Here is an 18,022-nt window from a genome sequence, read left to right as displayed (position 1 = left end):
AATCATTGTAGCATTAACAGGCAAGCATTCTTAATTAGTACTTTTAAAAATTATCTTTGCCGTACGGAAAGAAATACAAAAGACGAAACGCATGTTGCAATTGAGTAATGACGAAATAGTAAAAGGTATCCGGAGCAGGAATAAAAATGTCTTTGAGGCTGTTTTTAAACAGTTCGCCCCTTCTATGTATAATATCGCTGTACGCTATGTAAAGAATGAGGATGATGCGAATGATATGGTGCAGGACGTATTCCTCAACTTGTGGAAAGGTGCGGAAAACCTGGATGAAAGAGCCCCTATTAATCATTACCTGGCCAGGGCGACTGTTAACACCTGTTTAAACCGTATAAAAAAAGAACAACGGCAGGAAGTATATACCCGGGAGCAAATGCTGCAACCTATACCTACCGCCAACAGCCATTCACAATTGGAACATAAGGAACTGGAAGCCCAATACCGTCATGCCCTGGAAAAATTACCGGATCAATGCCGTCGCGTATTTGAAATGAGCCGCCTGAAAGGTTTGTCACCAGCCGAAATCGCTGATCAGTTAAATATCTCCATTAATACAGTATATGCACATCTTACCACGGCATTGAAACGATTGCGGGTAGACCTGATCAACAAATCTTAGCCTGACCAAAATTTTTTTTAACATCGCTTAATGGTATAACGTTACCCGGTTGTATTACTAATAAGTAGCCATGAATAATCAAACCGACATAGATATAGTAGTCCGTTACCTGGAGGATCCGGAAAATGAGCTGTTGAAACAACAGCTTAATGAATGGATTCAACAGGATCCTGGCCATCTCGACATATTCCTGGATATGAAGGCGATGTGGCAGGGCGATCCGCTCCCCGCCCCTTCTGCTTTCGACACTGCCGGGAAATGGGAAGAGCTGGACGCCAGGCTGGATCAGGCTGCTGTGCCTGCTGTTGCGGCACCGGTCAATACCCGCGTCATTAAAATGAACCGGCGGTATTGGTGGGCTGCTGCCGCTGTGCTGGTTATTGCCGGCACCTGGACCCTGATGGGGCCTGGCGGTTATAAAACCTTTGCTACGGCTCAAACACAGGATAGCCTGCGTTTACCGGATGGCTCCATGCTTTACCTGAACGCCAATACCCGCGTACGCTATGCCCGAAGTTTCGGAAAAGATAACAGGATCGTAAAAATAGATCAGGGTGAAGCCTTCTTTGACGTGAAGCCAAACGAAACCCTTCCCTTCATCGTAAATGCACCAGAAGTAGAAGTACAGGTATTAGGTACCGCCTTCAATGTAAAAGCTGCCAATACCGGCGTAAAAGTGTTTGTGCAGTCCGGAAAGGTAAGCGCCGCCTATAAGGGCACTGAAAAGAAAGTGATCCTGACCCCCGATATGGAAGCCTCGCTGAAATTGCATGGCAGCACCATAGACACACACGTACATAAAAAGAATAATAATATACTGGCCTGGAAAACCAGAACCCTCACATTTGATGAAGCTCCGCTGAACGAAGTAGCGGAAGCGCTGGAAGATTTTTATCATGTACAGGTGCATATCAGCAATCCTCAGCTGGCTGACCAAAAGCTGCTGGCCACCTTCCCCAATATGGCATTGGACGAGGTACTGGACATCATGAGAAAGACCCTCCGCATCAATATCACGCATAAAAACGACCTGGTAGACATCTACTGATTCGCGCCCTGACCACTTGCTTATGCAGCAATTTTTGCTACAGGCGCGAAGCTCCAATACCAGGTTTGGAAGCGTGCCTGTCTTTATTTTCGTTGTTATCCTGGTATTGGCGACTGCCCTGGCAGTGGCCCAAAACCCTATTGCCCCACCCAAACGTATTTCACTGCAATTTACCAATGCGCGACTGAAAACCGTTATCCGGGAGATAGAACGGCAGACCAAATATACTTTTGCGATTTCTTCCCAGGAGCTGGAAACCCGTCACGGTGTTAGCTTACATGTACACAACGCCACTTTACAGGAAGTACTTCCCAGTATCTTTCCTCCTTCCCGTTATAAGGTAGAAATCAGAGATGGACAGATCATCGTGATCCCGGTCAATGCCACGGCGACCGACACGGCGCCGCCCGTCCCTCTTCCGGCCGACTCCACCAAATGGCAGGTGAACGGTAATGTATCGGATGGAGAACAACCGCTCAGCGGCGTATCTATCCGTGAAAAAGGCACGACTAACGGTACCGCCACTACGGAGAATGGCAGCTTTAAACTCAATGCCGCCAATGGACAGGCCATTTTGCAAATATCCCTGATCGGCTATGAGACCAAAGAAGTGGCCATCCGGGAACGAAGAAATATCAGCGTACTATTGCAACCCGATCTCCGTAAGCTGAATGAGCTGGTGGTACTGGGCTATGGCTTGCAAAAACGTGCTAATATAACCGGCGCCATCTCGCAGGTAGACGGCGTACGGCTCCGCAGCAGACCCGTGGCCAATGCCATGGCGGCCCTGCAGGGGACCGCTACCGGCCTGGTAGTAACCCGTAGTAATGGCCAGCCGGGACGCGAAGGCTTCAACATACAGGTACGGGGCGTAAGCTCTGCCTCCGGCAGCAACACGCCTATCATTGTAGACGGTGTTCCCGGCTCCCTGGCAGTGCTCAACCCCGACGATATTGAATCTGTATCTATCCTGAAAGATGCTTCCGCTGCGGCTATCTACGGCGCCCGGGGAGCGGGCGGTGTGGTACTGGTAACCACCCGTACCGGCAAACCCGGCAAATTAAAAGTAGACTTTAGTACCCTCGGCGGATTTGAAACGCCCATACGGCTGCCCAATCGCGTACCTTCCTGGATAGCCGCCACCATGCAGAATGAAGCGGCCCAAAATGCCGGTCAGCCAATCCCCTGGCAACCCACAGAAATTTCCCTGATGCAATCCGGTAATCATTATGCCATTGATTACCTGCGCCCGGATTACTATACATATTACTATAACCTGGATCAGCTGCACCTGCTCACCAAAAGCAAAACAGGCGTAGAAAACTATAACGTATCTGTAAAAGGTGGTGACAGCGCCAACCAGTTTTCCGCTTCGATCGGGTACTTTGGGCGACAAGGACTTTTTGCAGCAGGCCCTGACAGAACACGCCGGATGAACGCCAGGGTGAACGTAAACAACCGGCTCAATAAACATTTCAGCCTGGAAACACGATTGTCGTACGCACAAACCAATACCTTTTCTCCTGCGCAACCAGTGGAAGGGCCGAATGGCTTGCTGGCCGGACTTTATCGCGGGCCCAGCAATGTACCCGTTTATGTACCAGGCACCCAGCATTTTGCCTATGGCGGCGCACCTGTATATGCCATCCTACAGAACGGTGGCAGGCGGGATGAAAAAAACAATTATATCGATGGGGTATTTACCCTGCGGGCCGACAGCCTTGCAAAAGGACTCACCTTACGATTGATTTACAGTCCTCAGCGACACGTACTGCAAGACAACCTGGGCAGAAATGCTATTGCCCTCTGGAACCGGACAGATACCGCTGCACTGTTACAACCTGGTAACCTGGCACAGCAAAGCCGGCTGGAATCCAAAGGCGGCAACCTGCAAGCATTGGCAGATTACGATCTGAAAACTGCCAAACATACCATCCATCTGCTGGGAGGCTTTACACAGGAAACCTATAATACCACCCAAAATACGATGGCAGCATACGACACCGGCAACACCGACCGCTTTGATAACGCACGCGACTATACGCAGCTGCTGGCGGCTTCTGGTTCCTTGCAGTCGCTCTTCGGGAAAGTAAATTATAACTACGATAATCGTTACCTTATAGAAGCCAATCTCATTGCGGCCCACCTGATGCAACACAGCACCCTCTTTAATGGCGGATCGCAATGGCAGGCCTTCCCTTCTTTCTCCGCGGGATGGCGACTGAACAACGAAACCTGGTTTAGCAACGCGCTCCCGTTCTTTAACGAGTTTAAACTACGCTGGTCGTGGGGACGCCTGGGTAACGTGAACAGCTGGAACAGCATTCCAAATGATGAGCAACTGCAGACCTTTACCTTCAACCCAGGCTGGCGTTCCATGTTGCCATTTGTATATAAAAACCCAATATTACAGGCCAATGGCTGGGAAAATATTGCCACCAATAATTATGGCTGGGATGCCACCTTGTTCCGGGGACAGCTTAGCTTGTCGGCCGATTACTTTACCCGCCGCAATAAAGACATGCAGATGCCGGAGCTGATGGCGTCTACACAAGGCGCCTGGCCCATTGCATTTCAACGGGGCGTGCTCAAAACCTGGGGGTGGGAAATCAATGCCAGCTGGAAGCATGACCGCGGGCCGTTTACCTGGTACATCAATGCCAACCTGTTTAACAGCCGGAATAAAGTATTGCAACATGATCATGTTATGCCCAAACCTGGCTGGAACCAGGGCATAGCTGGCCACCCGTATTCTTCGCTGTTTGGCTTCCAGGCAGACGGGTACTTTCAAACTGCCGCGGAAGTGAACCAGCATGCTTACCAGGGACCACACACCGCCCCGGGCGATATCCGCTACCGGGACGTCAACGGTGATGGAAAAATAGATGAGGCAGACCTGGTTTACCTAGGCAGCCCCGATCCCCGGTTGTCCTATGGCATAGATGCCGGCTTTGCCTGGAAAGGTTTCGATTTTTCAGTCTTCTTCCAGGGGGTGGCCCAGCGTGAGGTAATGCCTGATCCCCGCTATAGTATGCCTTTTATCAATTCCTGGCAGCAACCCTGGGATATTAACCAGGACTATTGGACACCGGAGCGCCAGCATGCATTGTTCCCAAGGCTTTATCTCAATGATCAGCAAAACAGTGTACCTTCTTCCCACTGGGTAATGAATGGTTCTTACATCCGGCTTAAAAACCTGCAACTTGGTTATACCTTCCCGAAAGATTGGTTGAAGCGGATATGGTTGAGTAACCTGCGGATATACTTCTCCGGGCAGGATCTGTGGGAGACGACTAAAATGAAGATAAAATATTACGATCCTGAACAGGCTGGTGGATATAACGGATACGCCTATCCGTTTTTCAGATCTTATACCCTGGGACTTACAGTAGGGTTTTAAAAAGAGCATAAAGCGTAAAGTAAAAAGCTATTGAAGCGAATGACCAATGCGGTTTATGTCCGCAAAAGATCATTCGCTTCAATAGCTTTTTACTTTATGCTTTATGCTTTCAGTGCTATTCCGTTACTTTCTTTCCTGCCAGCAGGTAAAGTGCAGCCATGCGGACGGCTACCCCGTTTTCAACCTGATCGAGAATAATTGACTGACCAGAATCTGCTACATCAGAATTGATTTCTACCCCACGGTTGATGGGTCCCGGGTGCATGATCACCACTTCTTTCTTCAGGCTGTCCAGCAACTCCCGATTTACCCCATAAGCCAGGGAATACTCGCGGAGAGAGGAAAACAGCGGTGTATTTTGTCTTTCGAGCTGAATGCGGAGCACATTGGCCACATCGCACCATTCCAGCGCCTCACGTATATTGTAGCTCACGTTAACACCGAGGGCAGCGGCCATATATTTCGGGATCAGGGTGGGTGGCCCTACAACGGTTACCTCTGCTCCCAATTTCTTCAGACAGTAGATATTGGATAGTGCCACACGGGAATGCATGATATCGCCACAGATGGCTATTTTTTTCCCTTCCACGCTGCCCAACCTTTCCCGGATAGAGAAGGCATCGAGCAGGGCCTGGGTAGGGTGTTCATTAATACCATCACCGGCGTTGAGGATAGGCACGTTGATGTGCTTAGCCAGGAAATGCGGGGCGCCGCTGGCTGAGTGCCGCATCACTACCATATCTACTTTCATAGAGAGGATATTATTGACGGTATCTATCAGCGTTTCTCCTTTGGAAACAGAGGAGCCTGAAGCAGAGAAATTAATCGTATCTGCGCCCAACCTCTTCTCCGCCAGCTCAAAAGAGATGCGGGTACGGGTAGAGTTCTCAAAAAATAAATTGACAATAGTTGTATCGCGGAGCGTAGGAACCTTTTTTATAGGTCTTTGTAAAACCTCCTTAAACTGGTCGGCGGTTTGAAAAATAAGCTCTATATCCTGGCGCTGCAGATCGCGAATTCCGAGTAAGTGTTTTACAGAAAGTGACATTAATGTGCAAATATAAAGGGTGAAATCTGAATTCTGAAATCCGGACTCATTTTAGTCAATCAGAATTACTTCGTCTTTACCATCCCGTTCGTTCCAAAGTACCCTTACTTTCTGGGAGATGAGGGCATCGATGGTACGACCGGTATAGTCGGGCTGGATGGGCAGCTGCCTGCTGAAGCGCCGGTCTATCAGCGTTAGCAGTTCTACCGACGCCGGCCGGCCGAAATCCAGCATTGCATCCAGTGCCGATCGGATGGTGCGGCCTGTGTACAATACGTCATCTATTAGCACTACCTTTTTATTCTCTATCGAAAAATCAATACTGGTTTCATTGGGAACATGCAGCGTTTTGCTCTGGTTGAAATCATCCCGGTAAAAGGTGATATCCAGTTTACCATAATCAATGTGCGCCCCCGGCACTAATTTTAATAATGCTTGATGCATTCTGCCGGATAAATAAATACCCCTGGGCTGTAATCCAATCAGCACGGTTTGCTCGAACTGTAAATGATTTTCTATTAACTGATGACAAAGCCTGTCTATCGTAATAGCCATTTGTTTGCCGGTTAGTATGGTTTTCAAAACACAACGTTTTAGGGGCCAAAAATAATGATTAAAGCGGAAAGCAGAAAAGGGATTCGTACTTTAGCAGTATAATGCCAGATCATGAAACTATTATCAAAGACAATCATTGCTATGGCCGCCTTTTTTCAATTATGGGGATCCTCTGCCCAGGGACAGATAAAGACCGGAGACAAGATACCTGCATTTTCTTTGCAGGACCAGGATGGGAAGACATTTAATATCACCAGCGTACTGGGCAAACAACCATTGGTGATCTATTTTTATCCGAAGGATGAAACTAGTGTATGTACCAAAGAAGCCTGTTCATTCAGGGACTCCTATCACGACTTCCAACAATATGGCGCCATGGTAATCGGCATCAGTGCTGATAACGTAGCTTCTCATAAGAGCTTTGCCAACCATCACCAGTTGCCGTTTACGTTGCTGAGTGACCCTAAAAACGAGGTGCGTAAATTATTTGGCGTGCCTAAAACTTTTGTCATTCCGGGACGCGTTACCTATATCGTCGATAAAAAGGGCGTAGTCGTACATGAATTCAATTCACTCCGGGATGGGGAGAAACATGTAACAGAGGCCCTGGCGGCGTTGAAGAAAATGCAGTAGTTATCTTTTGATTTCTTTCTGTTTGATCATTTTCCCTTCCGGAGAAAAGGTCCAGGTAGTAATGGTAGAATCTGCCGGCGCGTTGTCATTATCTATATCAGTAGCCATGTAAGCGGTTTCCGTAATGACCAGCACCGAATCATTGGGCAGTTGATAACTCAGCTCATTGACATTGCGCTCATAGTCGATATCGCATTCATTCCTCACTAAACGGCTATCCGTAGCCACCAGCGTGGCTTTATCAATCAATACTAGGTATTGGTTCAGACATACCTCCTGGTCGTCTTCCGTCAAAATAGCTATAGCGTATGGCTTATCGGATGGAAATCTCACTGTACTTCCGGCAAACGAACTTTCGGAGGCCAGGTTGGGGATATGACGTTGCATTTGAGTGGACGTAAGCTCCATGCCTGCTTCCAGGCTGTCAAAGAAATTATGGGGCGCCATATCGGATGCGGGCGCGGAGAGCGAATCCCGGGTTACGGGATTTTCCTGTGCGGGGCCCAGGTAGCCGCAACTACAACAAAGTGTAACCATGACAGCAGGGAATAGCAAAAGCTTCATTAACTATACTTAAGGTTCGTTTAACGCCGACACATGTACCAGTATTTGCTGGTCATCTCCATCTACAATCTCCCCATTCGCATCCAGCGGATCAACAGTAATATATTTCAATTTTCCCGTATTTCCATTGGGCATAAAATAAAAATTGCCGAGGTCTTTCCAGGTAAAGAATATCCTTGCAATATAGGGCTGCCGATCCAGGTTAACTAAAATCCCCGTGCCTATTTCACGGAATTTGCCGGTGGCGCAATCAGCGCTGGCAATCAGCAGGAGATAATGGTACCGGGTGGATTTAAACGTATAAGCGTCACCGACAGTTGTGGCATCCAGCTCTTCACCGTTGATGGAGTCTCCATTTTCTGTGAAGTATTTCGTTATCTCTTTTCCATTGATTTTTATTTTCCCTTTGCAATCAAATGGATCTCCCCCGGTACTGCTGATACTGACAATGCTAAAGCTGTCGCTCTTTAAAGTGGTAGTGGTAATGAGCGCATTTCCTGCACCCCTGCTTTCTTCCTGTTCGCTACTGAGAGATACCTTTTTCTCAAAAGCAGTGTCCCATTGTTGGTGAGCCAGGTAACCAAACAATGCATTCGACGCCATAGATAGTCCCTTGCTGCTGTCGGCAGCCACACTTTTACCGGCTGGCTGAGGTGAGGCAGCATTATCGGCCGGCGCAACGGAATCGCTCAGGGAAGCGGCTTTCGGATGTTTATCATTGCTGTAGAAATCACAGGCTGGCAGAGAAAGAACGATCAACAGGTAAACATACTTCATATTGGTATTGCGGTTACTTACGCGCAGCCAATTTACTTTTTCCGGGGAGGAAAATGAAATTGGATATGATCCTGATAAGTAAACGAGCCCTGGGAAGTAGTATCTGCGGGGAGATTATAGATTTCTCAGATCCTTAAAAGTATTTATCTCTTCTTTCAAGGCAAACAACTGTACCCCCCATATCAGACCACGCACCAGCGCAAAGGCTACCAGGGCCAGGGAAAGGGATACCTGCATAAAGCTACCTTCTTCGCGGTTGGTGAGGGTAATGATTTTTATGAGGAAGATCAGGCCTATGCCAAAGAAAATGGCAGCCTTGAGACCTTTGGTACGGAGCTGCTTTTTGAAATAGGCATCAAATCCGCTTGCAGCGGCGCGACTGGCGTCTGCTTTTTCTGTGCCTCCGGCTATGAGGCGTTGCTCCAGATCTGCTACCCTGAGTTGTTTATGACGTTCTGAAAAGTAAGTGGTGACGATATCTTCCTGCATAATGCCCGCTGTTCTGAATGAGACTGCAAGGTACAAAAAAAGGCGATGGATATACATCCACCGCCTTCATATAAATCATGAACATTTACTAAGCTTCTTTCAGGAACGGGTACCTGTAATCGGTAGCCGGCACAAAAGTTTCCTTGATACTTCTGGCGCTCAACCAACGGTACAAGTTTAGCATGGAGCCAGCCTTGTCGTTGGTTCCGGAGGCACGGGCGCCGCCAAAAGGCTGTTGTCCTACCACCGCACCGGTTGGCTTATCATTAATGTAGAAGTTACCGGCACTGTTTACCAGTTTGCGGGTAGCCAGTTCTACAGCGTAACGGTCCTGCGCAATCACTGCGCCGGTCAAAGCATATTCTGAAGTGCTGTCCACGGTGTGGATGATATCTTCAAACTTATCGGCTTCATATACGTAGATCGTCAGCACCGGGCCGAAGATTTCTTCGCACATGGTTACGTAGTTAGGGTCGGTAGTTTCAATAATAGTAGGTTCAATGAAATAACCTTCTGATTTATTATAGTTACCGCCGGCGATGATCTTCACCGCAGGATTATTCTTCGCATTGTCGATGTACTGTGCAATCTTATCGAAAGAACGTTCATCGATCACGGCATTGATAAAGTTGCTGAAATCTTCTGTGGTACCCATTTTCATGGTTTTCAGTTCAGCCACTAATTTTGATTTTATATCGGCAGCAAGATTGTTTGGTATGTATGCACGGGAAGCGGCAGAGCATTTTTGGCCCTGGTATTCGAAAGCGCCACGGGCTAATGCGGTAACGGCAATATCTACATCGGCAGATTTGTGTACCAACACGAAGTCCTTACCACCAGTTTCGCCAACAATACGTGGATAGGTTTTGTATTTATGAATATTTTCACCGATGGTTTTCCACATCGTCTGGAATACGCCGGTAGAGCCGGTGAAGTGAATACCTGCGAAGTGGGGATCTGCAAAGCAAATGTCGCCGATAAGCGGTCCTCCTGCGTATACCAGGTTGATTACGCCGGCTGGCAGTCCTGCTTCGATCAGCACTTTCATGATGATCTGGGCGGCGAATACCTGCGTGTTGGCGGGTTTCCACACCACAACGTTACCGCACATAGCTGCGGAGGTAGGCAGGTTACCGGCAATAGCAGTGAAGTTGAATGGTGTAACGGCAAGTACAAATCCTTCCAGCGGGCGGTATTCTACCCTGTTGTGGATACCGGGTGCGCAAACGGGCTGCTGGCGGTAAATTTCACTGAGAAAGTGTACATTATAGCGTAAGAAGTCGATTAGTTCGCATGCGCTGTCTATTTCAGCCTGGAAAGCATTTTTGCTTTGTCCGAGCATGGTAGCGGCATTGATATGATAACGGTATTTGGTAGCCAGGAGCTCAGCGGCGCGGAGGAAGATGCCGGCGCGTTGTTCCCAATCCATATTTGCCCATTTCTCGCGTGCCTCCAATGCGGCTGTGATGGCGGCTTTCACGTGGGAGGCATCTCCCATATGGAAATGGCCCAGCTTGTGTTTGATTTCGTGGGGAGGGCGTAGATCTACGGTATTACCGGTGCGTACTTCTTTACCACCGATATACATGGGTACATCTGCTACTTCTGCCTTAAAAGCGGCTAATTGTTTCTTTAGTGCAATTCTTTCTGCAGAACCGGGTGCATAAGATAACACAGGCTCGTTTGCAGGCGCTGCGTACTCAAAGTATCCTGTATTCATTGTAACCTGAATTTAATATTTGTTTATTTGATTATTTGTTCATCAACATGACAATATCTGATAAACAAATAACCAAATAAACAAATGACAACGTGATTTGTTTCCGCTGCAAAATTAATGGTTACGGCGCCGGGACGCTTATTAATTATTAGTCGATACTTATTAATTATTGTCCTCTTCCTTCTGCATCATGAGGTATGCCTTGATAAATCCGTTTAGTTCGCCGTCCATTACAGGTCCTACGTTTCCAACTTCGTAGTCGGTACGGTGGTCTTTGATCATTTTATACGGATGGAATACGTATGATCTGATCTGGGATCCCCATTCGATTTTACGTTTATTGGCGTTGGCTGCATTTTTCAGCTCTTCTCTTTTGCGGATTTCCTCTTCATACAGGCGTGATTTCAGCATGGTGAGGGCTTTCTCGCGGTTCTCTCCCTGTGTACGCGCCTGCTGGCATTCGATAATAATGCCGGAGGGAATGTGTTTCAGACGTACGGCAGTTTCCACCTTGTTTACGTTTTGTCCGCCTTTACCACCGGAGCGATAGAATTCCCATTCCAGGTCGGCCGGGTTAACAGCGATCTCGATGGTATTATCCACTAACGGGTATACGTATACGGAAGCGAAAGAGGTATGCCGGCGGGCGTTGGAGTCAAACGGGGAAATGCGTACCAGGCGGTGTACACCGCTTTCTGCTTTCAGGTGGCCGTAGGCAAAGTCGCCATCAAATTCCAGGGTTGCGGATTTGATACCGGCGCCGTCGCCATACTGGGTATCAATTTCCGATACTTTCCAGCCTTGTTTCTCTCCATACATGCGGTACATACGCAGTAGCATTTCGGCCCAATCCTGGCTTTCCGTGCCGCCTGCACCGGAGTTGATGGTGAGCACTGCGGGCATTTCGTCTTCCGGCTGGTTTAAGGTCGACTTAAATTCCAGGTCATCCAACGCTGTCAATGCATCGCTATATGCTTGTTCCACTTCCTCTTCGGATGCTTCTCCTTCTTTGAAAAAATCATTCAATACAGCACTATCATCGATAGCCGCATTTACCTGATCATAAAGGTCAACCCAATATTTGTTTACCTTAATTTCCTTCAGAATCGAAGTTGCTCTGACGTTGTCATCCCAGAAGCCGGGCGCCAGGCTTAGTTGTTTGTCGTTTTCTATTTTTGCTAATCGGTCAGGTACGTTAAAGAAAACCTCCCAGGACATATAAACGGTCCCTCATAGCTTTTAGTTGCTCAGCTGTCATAGCTGGCAAATGTATGTAAAAATAGAGATATAAGCTAATGTCGGAATAGTTTGTTTTGATTCTCTAGTCTAGCATAATATTTGTGTTGCAACACGGTAGCCATATCGCTAATATTATAAAAAGTGATTATTCATTATGGTGCGCCATGAAACCCTTCACTTCAAGAACAGGTCTATATTTAACACGCTTGGTTACATTATCATGATCGCAGTCAATGTACTGGCGGTGTTACTTCCTATTAACGGTAATACCACCGGGCAGGTGTCAGCGGAGTACCCCAGCCTGTTTGCACCGGCGCATATTACATTTCTGATATGGGGAGTTATTTACCTATCATTGCTGGGCTTTATTATTTATCAATTGTGGCTAGCTTTTTCCAATAAACATCCGGAGGGGTTGTCGCGTGTAATGCGGCGTATGAAACACTGGTTCCTGATTTCTTCGGTGTGTAATGCCTGCTGGCTCTTTGCCTGGCATTATCAATTGATACCGGTGAGCGTAGCAATTATGTTAATATTATTGTTATCGCTGGCCGTCATACATTTCAATTTTGGCATCGCCACTGCCCCTGCCTCTCTCGCTGAGCGGGTATTCATTCACTTTCCATTTAGTCTTTACCTGGGCTGGATCGTTATTGCCACCCTTGCCAATATCGCTGCTTTTTTATCCTATGCCGGCTGGGAAGGCAGTTTGCATGCCCAGGTAGTCCGCACCATTGTGATGATAGCCGTTGGTACCCTGCTGACTATCGTCATGGTCTTGTTTCGCAACAATATCGTATATGCGCTTGTTAGTGTTTGGGCATTTTATGGTATCCTGTTAAAAAGAAGAACGGTGGATATCATGGAGGAAAACGCCATCATACACGCCTGTATTATTGCCATCGGCGTTATTGCAGTCACAATTTCCTGGCAATTATACAGGAAGCAGAAATCCTGATATGAAAAGAGTATTTTTGATGCGCATTTAATAAACAACATTATGTTTCCATCTACCAATCCAACTACCACCAAGTCGTGGGAGGCACTAAAAAAACACGCTGAAGACATGAAGCAGGTACATATGCGTACCTTGTTTATGGAAGACAAAGAACGCTTCAGTGCTTTTTCGCTGCAATTTGAAGACATTCTTTTCGACTATTCGAAAAATATTATAACGGAAGATACCCGTAACCTGTTGTTGAGCCTGGCGGCAGAATGCAAAGTGCCAGATGCCATCAAGGCTATGTTCCATGCGGAAAAGATCAACGTAACGGAAAACCGTGCCGTGCTGCATACTGCATTGCGTAATACATCCGACAAACCAGTGTTGCTCGACGGCCGCGATGTAATGCCCGATGTGAAGGCCGTCTTAAATAAGATGAATCATATCTGCCGGCAAATACACTCAGGTGAGTGGAAAGGGTATACCGGTAAGCCTATACGCTATATCGTTAACATTGGTATTGGTGGGTCCGACCTGGGCCCTGTAATGGTTACTGAAGCGCTGAAGCCGTATTGGAGACCTGGTATACAACCGTATTTTGTGTCTAACGTAGATGGCACACACATCGCGGAAACGCTGAAAAAAATTACGCCCGATGAAACCCTGTTCCTCATTGCATCCAAAACGTTTACAACACAGGAAACCATGACCAATGCGCACACGGCGCGCGCCTGGTTCCTGGAGCATGCAAAGGACGAGAAATTTGTGGCCAAACATTTTGCGGCGCTCTCCACCAATGAAAAAGCAGTGACTGCATTCGGCATCGATCCCAATAATATGTTTGAGTTCTGGGACTGGGTAGGTGGCCGTTACTCTCTATGGTCTGCTATTGGTTTATCTATAGCGCTGACCATCGGTTTCGAAAACTTCACAGAACTGCTCGATGGTGCGCATGCCGTAGATAATCATTTTACCCAAACGCCGCTGGAAAAGAATATCCCGGTGATTATGGCGCTGATTGGTTTATGGTATGGCAACTTCTTTGGCAGCGCAACGGAAGCCATTCTTCCTTATGACCAGTATATGCACCGCTTCGCGGCCTATTTCCAGCAGGGTAATATGGAGAGCAACGGTAAGACAGCCGATCGTACTGGCGATAACGTTAGTTACCAAACCGGCCCTATTGTTTGGGGCGAGCCAGGTACCAACGGACAGCATGCCTTCTATCAACTCATTCACCAGGGTACGAAGTTGATACCCTGCGATTTTATCGCACCAGCGATCAGTCATAATCCTATCGGCGACCATCATGTGAAATTGTTGTCTAACTTCTTTGCCCAAACTGAGGCGCTGATGAACGGTAAAACGGAAGCAGAAGTACGTGCCGAACTGGAGAAAGCAGGAGCCTCTGCTGAAGAAATAGCGAAGATATTGCCATCTAAAATATTCAGCGGCAACCGTCCTACCAACTCTTTCCTGTTGAAAAAGATTACTCCTCGTTCCCTGGGCTCACTGACAGCCTTATACGAACATAAAATATTTGTGCAGGGAGTGATCTGGAATATCTATAGCTTTGATCAATGGGGAGTGGAACTCGGTAAACAATTAGCCAGCAAGATATTGCCGGAGCTGGAAAACAATGATACTATACTGAATCACGATGCCAGCACCAATGGGCTGATTAACGCCTGGAAACAGATGAAAGGTTAACAATACTACCATATAAACGAAAGGGGAAGGAAGCTAAATCCTTCCCCTTTTTTGTTCCTCAATGCAATAAAAAACCCCCGGAGAAATCCGGGGGTTGACAATTATTTTAAGTAAAAAATCTTACCATTTGTCTACCTCATCTGAGCTATGTGAAGCGGGAGCGGCAACAGACGCCTCAACAGGTGCGGCGGCAGCTTCTACTGAAGTACGCACTTCAGCTCCTTCTGCTTCTGCCTCGTCCTGTTCTTCCTGCACATAATCATGGTTGTAGGCATCAAAGTCGAAATCAGGCATCAACTCAGTTTTTACATAGTTGATAGTTTCGGTCAATGCATTCAGGAACTTGTTAAAGTCTTCCTTATACAGGAATACTTTATGCCTGTCATAACCGTTGTCATTAAAACGTTTCTTACTTTCTGTGATAGTAAGAAAATAGTCGTTTCCCCGAGTGGTCTTTACATCAAAGAAGTACGTTCTTCTTTTGCCCGCTTTCAATCGTTTAGAAAAGATGCTATCATTGTTTCTTTCCTGTTGATTGTTGTTGTCGTACGCCACAGTTGATAGATTTAAGTGTTAACGAATCAAATCCTGTTACAATAAGAGACAAATATACTATTGTTTTACAAATATCAAAATATTTTTAAATGATTTTGAAAAATCATAAAACCGGCTTGTAACCGGCTTCCACAAAGGGTATACAAGCTCATGATTGTTATTCAGTTACGTTTTCCTCCTCTCCTGTTTGCTGACGAGTATACAATTCTGCGTAGTATCCATTCAATGATAATAAATCTTCATGCGTACCTTCTTCCACAATCTTTCCTTCGTCCAATACAATGATTTTATCAAACTCAAACAGGGCAAAAATGCGATGGGTAATGATAATGGCTGTTTTATGCTGCAGATAGGCGTACAGGTTACCAATGATTTCCTTTTCTGTGCGGGCATCGACGGCCGACAGACAGTCATCGAAGATGAGGATATTTGGATCTTTGATGAGCGCCCGGGCGATGGAAATGCGTTGTTTTTGCCCACCGCTGAGGGTAACGCCCCGCTCCCCTATTTCTGTTTCAAAACCTTCGTTAAAACCGAGGATATCTTTTTCTACCGAAGCCTGCCGGGCAGCCGTTTGCACGGTTTCCAGGGAGGCGGTAGGATCGCCAAAACGAATGTTATTGGCCACTGTATCTGAAAACAGGAATACGTCCTGTGGGACATAGCTGATCTGGCCCCGCAGGCTACCCAGCTGAATGGTACGAATGTCCTGTTGATCCAGTAGTACCTTTCCCTGCTGGGGATCGTACATGCGAATCAGCAATTGTGCCAGCGTACTCTTGCCGGCGCCCGTTCTGCCGATAATGGCTACCTTCTGACCGGGTTTAATATGCAGGTTAAAATCCTTCAGGGCAGTAATGCCGGTATGTGGATAGGTAAAGGAAACATTCTCCAGTCGCACCTCTCCTTTCAGCGTAGCCGGCTGTGCGTTGGGTGCATCCGTAATAACAGGCGTAATCTGCAGGAATTCGTTTATACGTTGTTGTGATGCGGCTGCACGCTGTATCATAGATGCCACCATACCAATAGAAAAGAATGGGAACATCAGCATATTCACGTAAATCACAAACTCCGCGAGATTACCCACGGTAATATTTCCATCGATCACCTGTATACCGCCGATAAAGATGGTTAATATCACACTCAGTCCTATCATGAGCGCCATCGTGGGTTGAAACAGGGCATCGGTTTTGGCCAGGCTGATAGAGCTGTTCTTATAGGCTTCGCTGGCGTCTTCAAAATGTTGTGCGCTGGCGTCTTCCTGGATATAAGATTTTATGACCCGTATGCCGGAGTAAGACTCCTGTGCAATAGAGGTGATATTAGACAACTGCGCCTGTATCTTTTCGCTTTTACGGTGAATAATCCGGTTTACATAATAAATAGTTAATGCCAGCAAAGGCAACGGTGATAAGGTATACAGCGTTAGCAGCGGATTTACCTGGAGCATCAGGTACACAATAATCACAATGAGAAATAAGGTTCGGGAGGCATACATAATCGCCGGTCCTACGTACATACGTACCCGTGATACATCTTCTGTAATACGGCTCATCAGGTCGCCGGTTCTATGCATCTTGAAGAAGTTAAGGTCCAGGCGCTGGTAATGCTGGTAGATCTCATTTTTCAGGTCGTATTCAATATGCCGGCTCATCACGATGAGTGTTTGCCGCTGCAGGAAGAGAAAGAACCCACTGAGCAGGGCAAAGATCAGGATGCTTATGCCGTAAAAAGCCAGTACATGTGTAAAATCGGACCGGAAAAAGCTTTTCAGCGAGGTATCACTCAGGAGGCGGTATTCATCGATATTATGCGACAGCAAATCAAAAATCTGCCGGACCATGATCGGTTGAAAAATACTGAACACGATGGAGATGGCCGTAAACAACAATCCAAGGATCAGGCGCCATTTATTGGAAAGAAAATACTTGTTAAGTGCTGCCAGGTGTTTCAATGGTGAATGATTTGAAAGTAAAAGTACTACAAAGAGCCGAAAGCGTAAAGCAGAAAGCAAAAAGCTATTGTGGAGAATGATTCAAGCGAATTTTAACTATCCGCCAGGATATTCTCTACAATAGCTTTTTGTTTTCTGCCTTGTCCTTTCAGCTAATTACTTTGCATTAAACGACGTCAGTATTTCCTCCAGGGCGGGTGTATACTTTTCCATTTCGTTTGCCAGCGTAGTGAGTGTGATAGCGTAGGCGATATTATTTTTCACCAGTATAGTTACCTGTCCATTAAGCATAGTACCGGATTCGCGATGAGCATACTGGCATCTCATCCATTTAGCCGTTACATCGGTAACGGTGCGTTCGCCTTCTGCGAGTTTCTTATAGTCGCTGAAAAACGTTTCCATTTCCTGCTGGGTGGTGGTCATGTATTTGTCGAGCGTGAAACCAGTTTTCAATTCCTGGGAAACGATGTTAACGTTGGCCTGGAAATCATTGCCCGGCTCCAGTGGCGCCATCATGAAAGTATATTCTATGCGGCTCATCACTGTATCTTTGGTAGACCAGCCTGCGGGAGCTTTCACGGTATACTTTCCATTGCCCGCATTCATGCCGGGCGCCTTTCCCGCTATTTCCAGTACTTCAGCGCTGCTTAGTTCTTTAGGGGATTTGGAAGCGTGGTTACATGCGGTAAAACTTAACAAACAAATTGCCGCAAGGAGTAATTGTATTTTCATCGTGCACAAGGATAAGTAATC

At 46.9% G+C, this 18,022-nt stretch carries 16 protein-coding genes; 6 read left to right on the top strand and 10 right to left on the bottom strand.

Annotated features, from left to right (window positions below):
• Positions 1 to 91 precede the first annotated feature (91 nt).
• The 3 genes from HGH90_RS16615 to HGH90_RS16605 all read left to right on the top strand — a co-directional run bounded on the left by HGH90_RS16615 (position 92) and on the right by HGH90_RS16605 (position 5,082).
• Positions 92 to 634 (top strand): RNA polymerase sigma-70 factor, encoded by a 543-nt coding sequence (locus tag HGH90_RS16615; RefSeq protein WP_168763122.1) that lies wholly within the window; start codon positions 92 to 94, stop codon positions 632 to 634.
• A 70-nt stretch (positions 635 to 704) separates the two neighbouring features.
• Positions 705 to 1,682 (top strand): FecR family protein, encoded by a 978-nt coding sequence (locus HGH90_RS16610; RefSeq protein WP_168763121.1) that lies wholly within the window; start codon positions 705 to 707, stop codon positions 1,680 to 1,682.
• Positions 1,683 to 1,704: 22 nt separating this feature from the next.
• The gene (locus tag HGH90_RS16605; RefSeq protein ID WP_169191578.1) at positions 1,705 to 5,082 is read left to right on the top strand and encodes a TonB-dependent receptor; all 3,378 of its coding nucleotides are present in this window, start codon (positions 1,705 to 1,707) and stop codon (positions 5,080 to 5,082) included.
• A gap of 115 nt (positions 5,083 to 5,197) precedes the next feature.
• Here HGH90_RS16605 and HGH90_RS16600 read toward each other — a convergent pair whose 3' ends face one another.
• Positions 5,198 to 6,130 (bottom strand): aspartate carbamoyltransferase catalytic subunit, encoded by a 933-nt coding sequence (locus tag HGH90_RS16600; RefSeq protein WP_168736986.1) that lies wholly within the window; start codon positions 6,128 to 6,130, stop codon positions 5,198 to 5,200.
• Positions 6,131 to 6,181: 51 nt separating this feature from the next.
• A complete protein-coding gene (gene pyrR / locus HGH90_RS16595) occupies positions 6,182 to 6,712 on the bottom strand; it encodes a bifunctional pyr operon transcriptional regulator/uracil phosphoribosyltransferase PyrR (RefSeq protein ID WP_168763119.1) in 531 nt (176 codons plus the stop codon).
• An 84-nt stretch (positions 6,713 to 6,796) separates the two neighbouring features.
• On the opposite strand from pyrR, the gene HGH90_RS16590 reads away from it, so the two are divergent.
• A complete protein-coding gene (locus HGH90_RS16590; RefSeq protein ID WP_247679823.1) occupies positions 6,797 to 7,318 on the top strand; it encodes a peroxiredoxin in 522 nt (173 codons plus the stop codon).
• Here HGH90_RS16590 and HGH90_RS16585 read toward each other — a convergent pair whose 3' ends face one another.
• The 5 genes from HGH90_RS16585 to prfB all read right to left on the bottom strand — a co-directional run bounded on the left by HGH90_RS16585 (position 7,319) and on the right by prfB (position 12,126).
• A complete protein-coding gene (locus HGH90_RS16585; protein ID WP_169191577.1) occupies positions 7,319 to 7,882 on the bottom strand; it encodes a hypothetical protein in 564 nt (187 codons plus the stop codon).
• Between the two features lie 9 nt (positions 7,883 to 7,891).
• Positions 7,892 to 8,659, bottom strand: a complete 768-nt coding sequence (locus HGH90_RS16580) for a hypothetical protein (protein ID WP_169191576.1) — start codon at positions 8,657 to 8,659, stop codon at positions 7,892 to 7,894.
• 114 nt (positions 8,660 to 8,773) lie between these two features.
• A complete protein-coding gene (locus HGH90_RS16575) occupies positions 8,774 to 9,184 on the bottom strand; it encodes a hypothetical protein (RefSeq protein ID WP_168763116.1) in 411 nt (136 codons plus the stop codon).
• A gap of 52 nt (positions 9,185 to 9,236) precedes the next feature.
• Complete coding sequence (pruA, locus tag HGH90_RS16570) at positions 9,237 to 10,868, bottom strand: L-glutamate gamma-semialdehyde dehydrogenase (RefSeq protein WP_168763115.1); 1,632 nt, start codon at positions 10,866 to 10,868, stop codon at positions 9,237 to 9,239.
• Between the two features lie 162 nt (positions 10,869 to 11,030).
• Positions 11,031 to 12,126, bottom strand: a protein-coding gene (gene prfB, locus HGH90_RS16565; RefSeq protein ID WP_145667849.1) for a peptide chain release factor 2 whose coding sequence is annotated in 2 segments (ribosomal slippage) — positions 11,031 to 12,065 and positions 12,067 to 12,126 — 1,095 coding nt in all. Because the reading frame shifts where the segments join, the coding sequence is not laid out codon by codon here.
• Positions 12,127 to 12,327: 201 nt separating this feature from the next.
• Here prfB and HGH90_RS16560 point away from each other — a divergent pair.
• Positions 12,328 to 13,065 carry a hypothetical protein gene (locus HGH90_RS16560; protein ID WP_169191575.1) on the top strand — a complete coding sequence of 246 codons (738 nt, stop codon included), beginning with the start codon at positions 12,328 to 12,330 and terminating at the stop codon, positions 13,063 to 13,065.
• 42 nt (positions 13,066 to 13,107) lie between these two features.
• Positions 13,108 to 14,760: a glucose-6-phosphate isomerase gene (gene pgi, locus HGH90_RS16555; protein ID WP_169191574.1), complete on the top strand. Its 1,653-nt coding sequence runs from the start codon at positions 13,108 to 13,110 to the stop codon at positions 14,758 to 14,760.
• Positions 14,761 to 14,880: 120 nt separating this feature from the next.
• Here pgi and HGH90_RS16550 read toward each other — a convergent pair whose 3' ends face one another.
• The 3 genes from HGH90_RS16550 to HGH90_RS16540 form a co-directional block, all read right to left on the bottom strand.
• Positions 14,881 to 15,315 carry a DUF3276 family protein gene (locus HGH90_RS16550; protein ID WP_168763112.1) on the bottom strand — a complete coding sequence of 145 codons (435 nt, stop codon included), beginning with the start codon at positions 15,313 to 15,315 and terminating at the stop codon, positions 14,881 to 14,883.
• 157 nt (positions 15,316 to 15,472) lie between these two features.
• The gene (locus HGH90_RS16545) at positions 15,473 to 17,269 is read right to left on the bottom strand and encodes an ABC transporter ATP-binding protein (protein ID WP_169191573.1); all 1,797 of its coding nucleotides are present in this window, start codon (positions 17,267 to 17,269) and stop codon (positions 15,473 to 15,475) included.
• Between the two features lie 156 nt (positions 17,270 to 17,425).
• Positions 17,426 to 18,001: a DcrB-related protein gene (locus HGH90_RS16540; RefSeq protein WP_168763110.1), complete on the bottom strand. Its 576-nt coding sequence runs from the start codon at positions 17,999 to 18,001 to the stop codon at positions 17,426 to 17,428.
• Between the last annotated feature and the right edge of the window lie 21 nt (positions 18,002 to 18,022).

This window comes from Chitinophaga sp. Ak27 (genome assembly GCF_012726295.1).
Lineage (GTDB): Bacteria > Bacteroidota > Bacteroidia > Chitinophagales > Chitinophagaceae > Chitinophaga.
The sequence above is the reverse complement of the archived record's forward strand: the minus strand, read 5'-3'. Positions and strand labels throughout refer to the sequence as shown.

Bases quoted from the DNA above. Each gene is read 5' to 3' on its own strand.
- pgi (WP_169191574.1), top strand. From the start codon at position 13,108: ATGTTTCCATCTACCAATCCAACTACCACCAAGTCGTGGGAGGCACTA.
- HGH90_RS16580 (WP_169191576.1), bottom strand. From the start codon at position 8,659: ATGAAGTATGTTTACCTGTTGATCGTTCTTTCTCTGCCAGCCTGTGAT.
- HGH90_RS16540 (WP_168763110.1), bottom strand. From the start codon at position 18,001: ATGAAAATACAATTACTCCTTGCGGCAATTTGTTTGTTAAGTTTTACC.
- HGH90_RS16600 (WP_168736986.1), bottom strand. From the start codon at position 6,130: ATGTCACTTTCTGTAAAACACTTACTCGGAATTCGCGATCTGCAGCGC.
- HGH90_RS16615 (WP_168763122.1), top strand. From the start codon at position 92: ATGTTGCAATTGAGTAATGACGAAATAGTAAAAGGTATCCGGAGCAGG.
- HGH90_RS16560 (WP_169191575.1), top strand. From the start codon at position 12,328: ATGATCGCAGTCAATGTACTGGCGGTGTTACTTCCTATTAACGGTAAT.
- HGH90_RS16610 (WP_168763121.1), top strand. From the start codon at position 705: ATGAATAATCAAACCGACATAGATATAGTAGTCCGTTACCTGGAGGAT.
- HGH90_RS16605 (WP_169191578.1), top strand. From the start codon at position 1,705: ATGCAGCAATTTTTGCTACAGGCGCGAAGCTCCAATACCAGGTTTGGA.
- HGH90_RS16590 (WP_247679823.1), top strand. From the start codon at position 6,797: ATGAAACTATTATCAAAGACAATCATTGCTATGGCCGCCTTTTTTCAA.
- HGH90_RS16585 (WP_169191577.1), bottom strand. From the start codon at position 7,882: ATGAAGCTTTTGCTATTCCCTGCTGTCATGGTTACACTTTGTTGTAGT.
- pruA (WP_168763115.1), bottom strand. From the start codon at position 10,868: ATGAATACAGGATACTTTGAGTACGCAGCGCCTGCAAACGAGCCTGTG.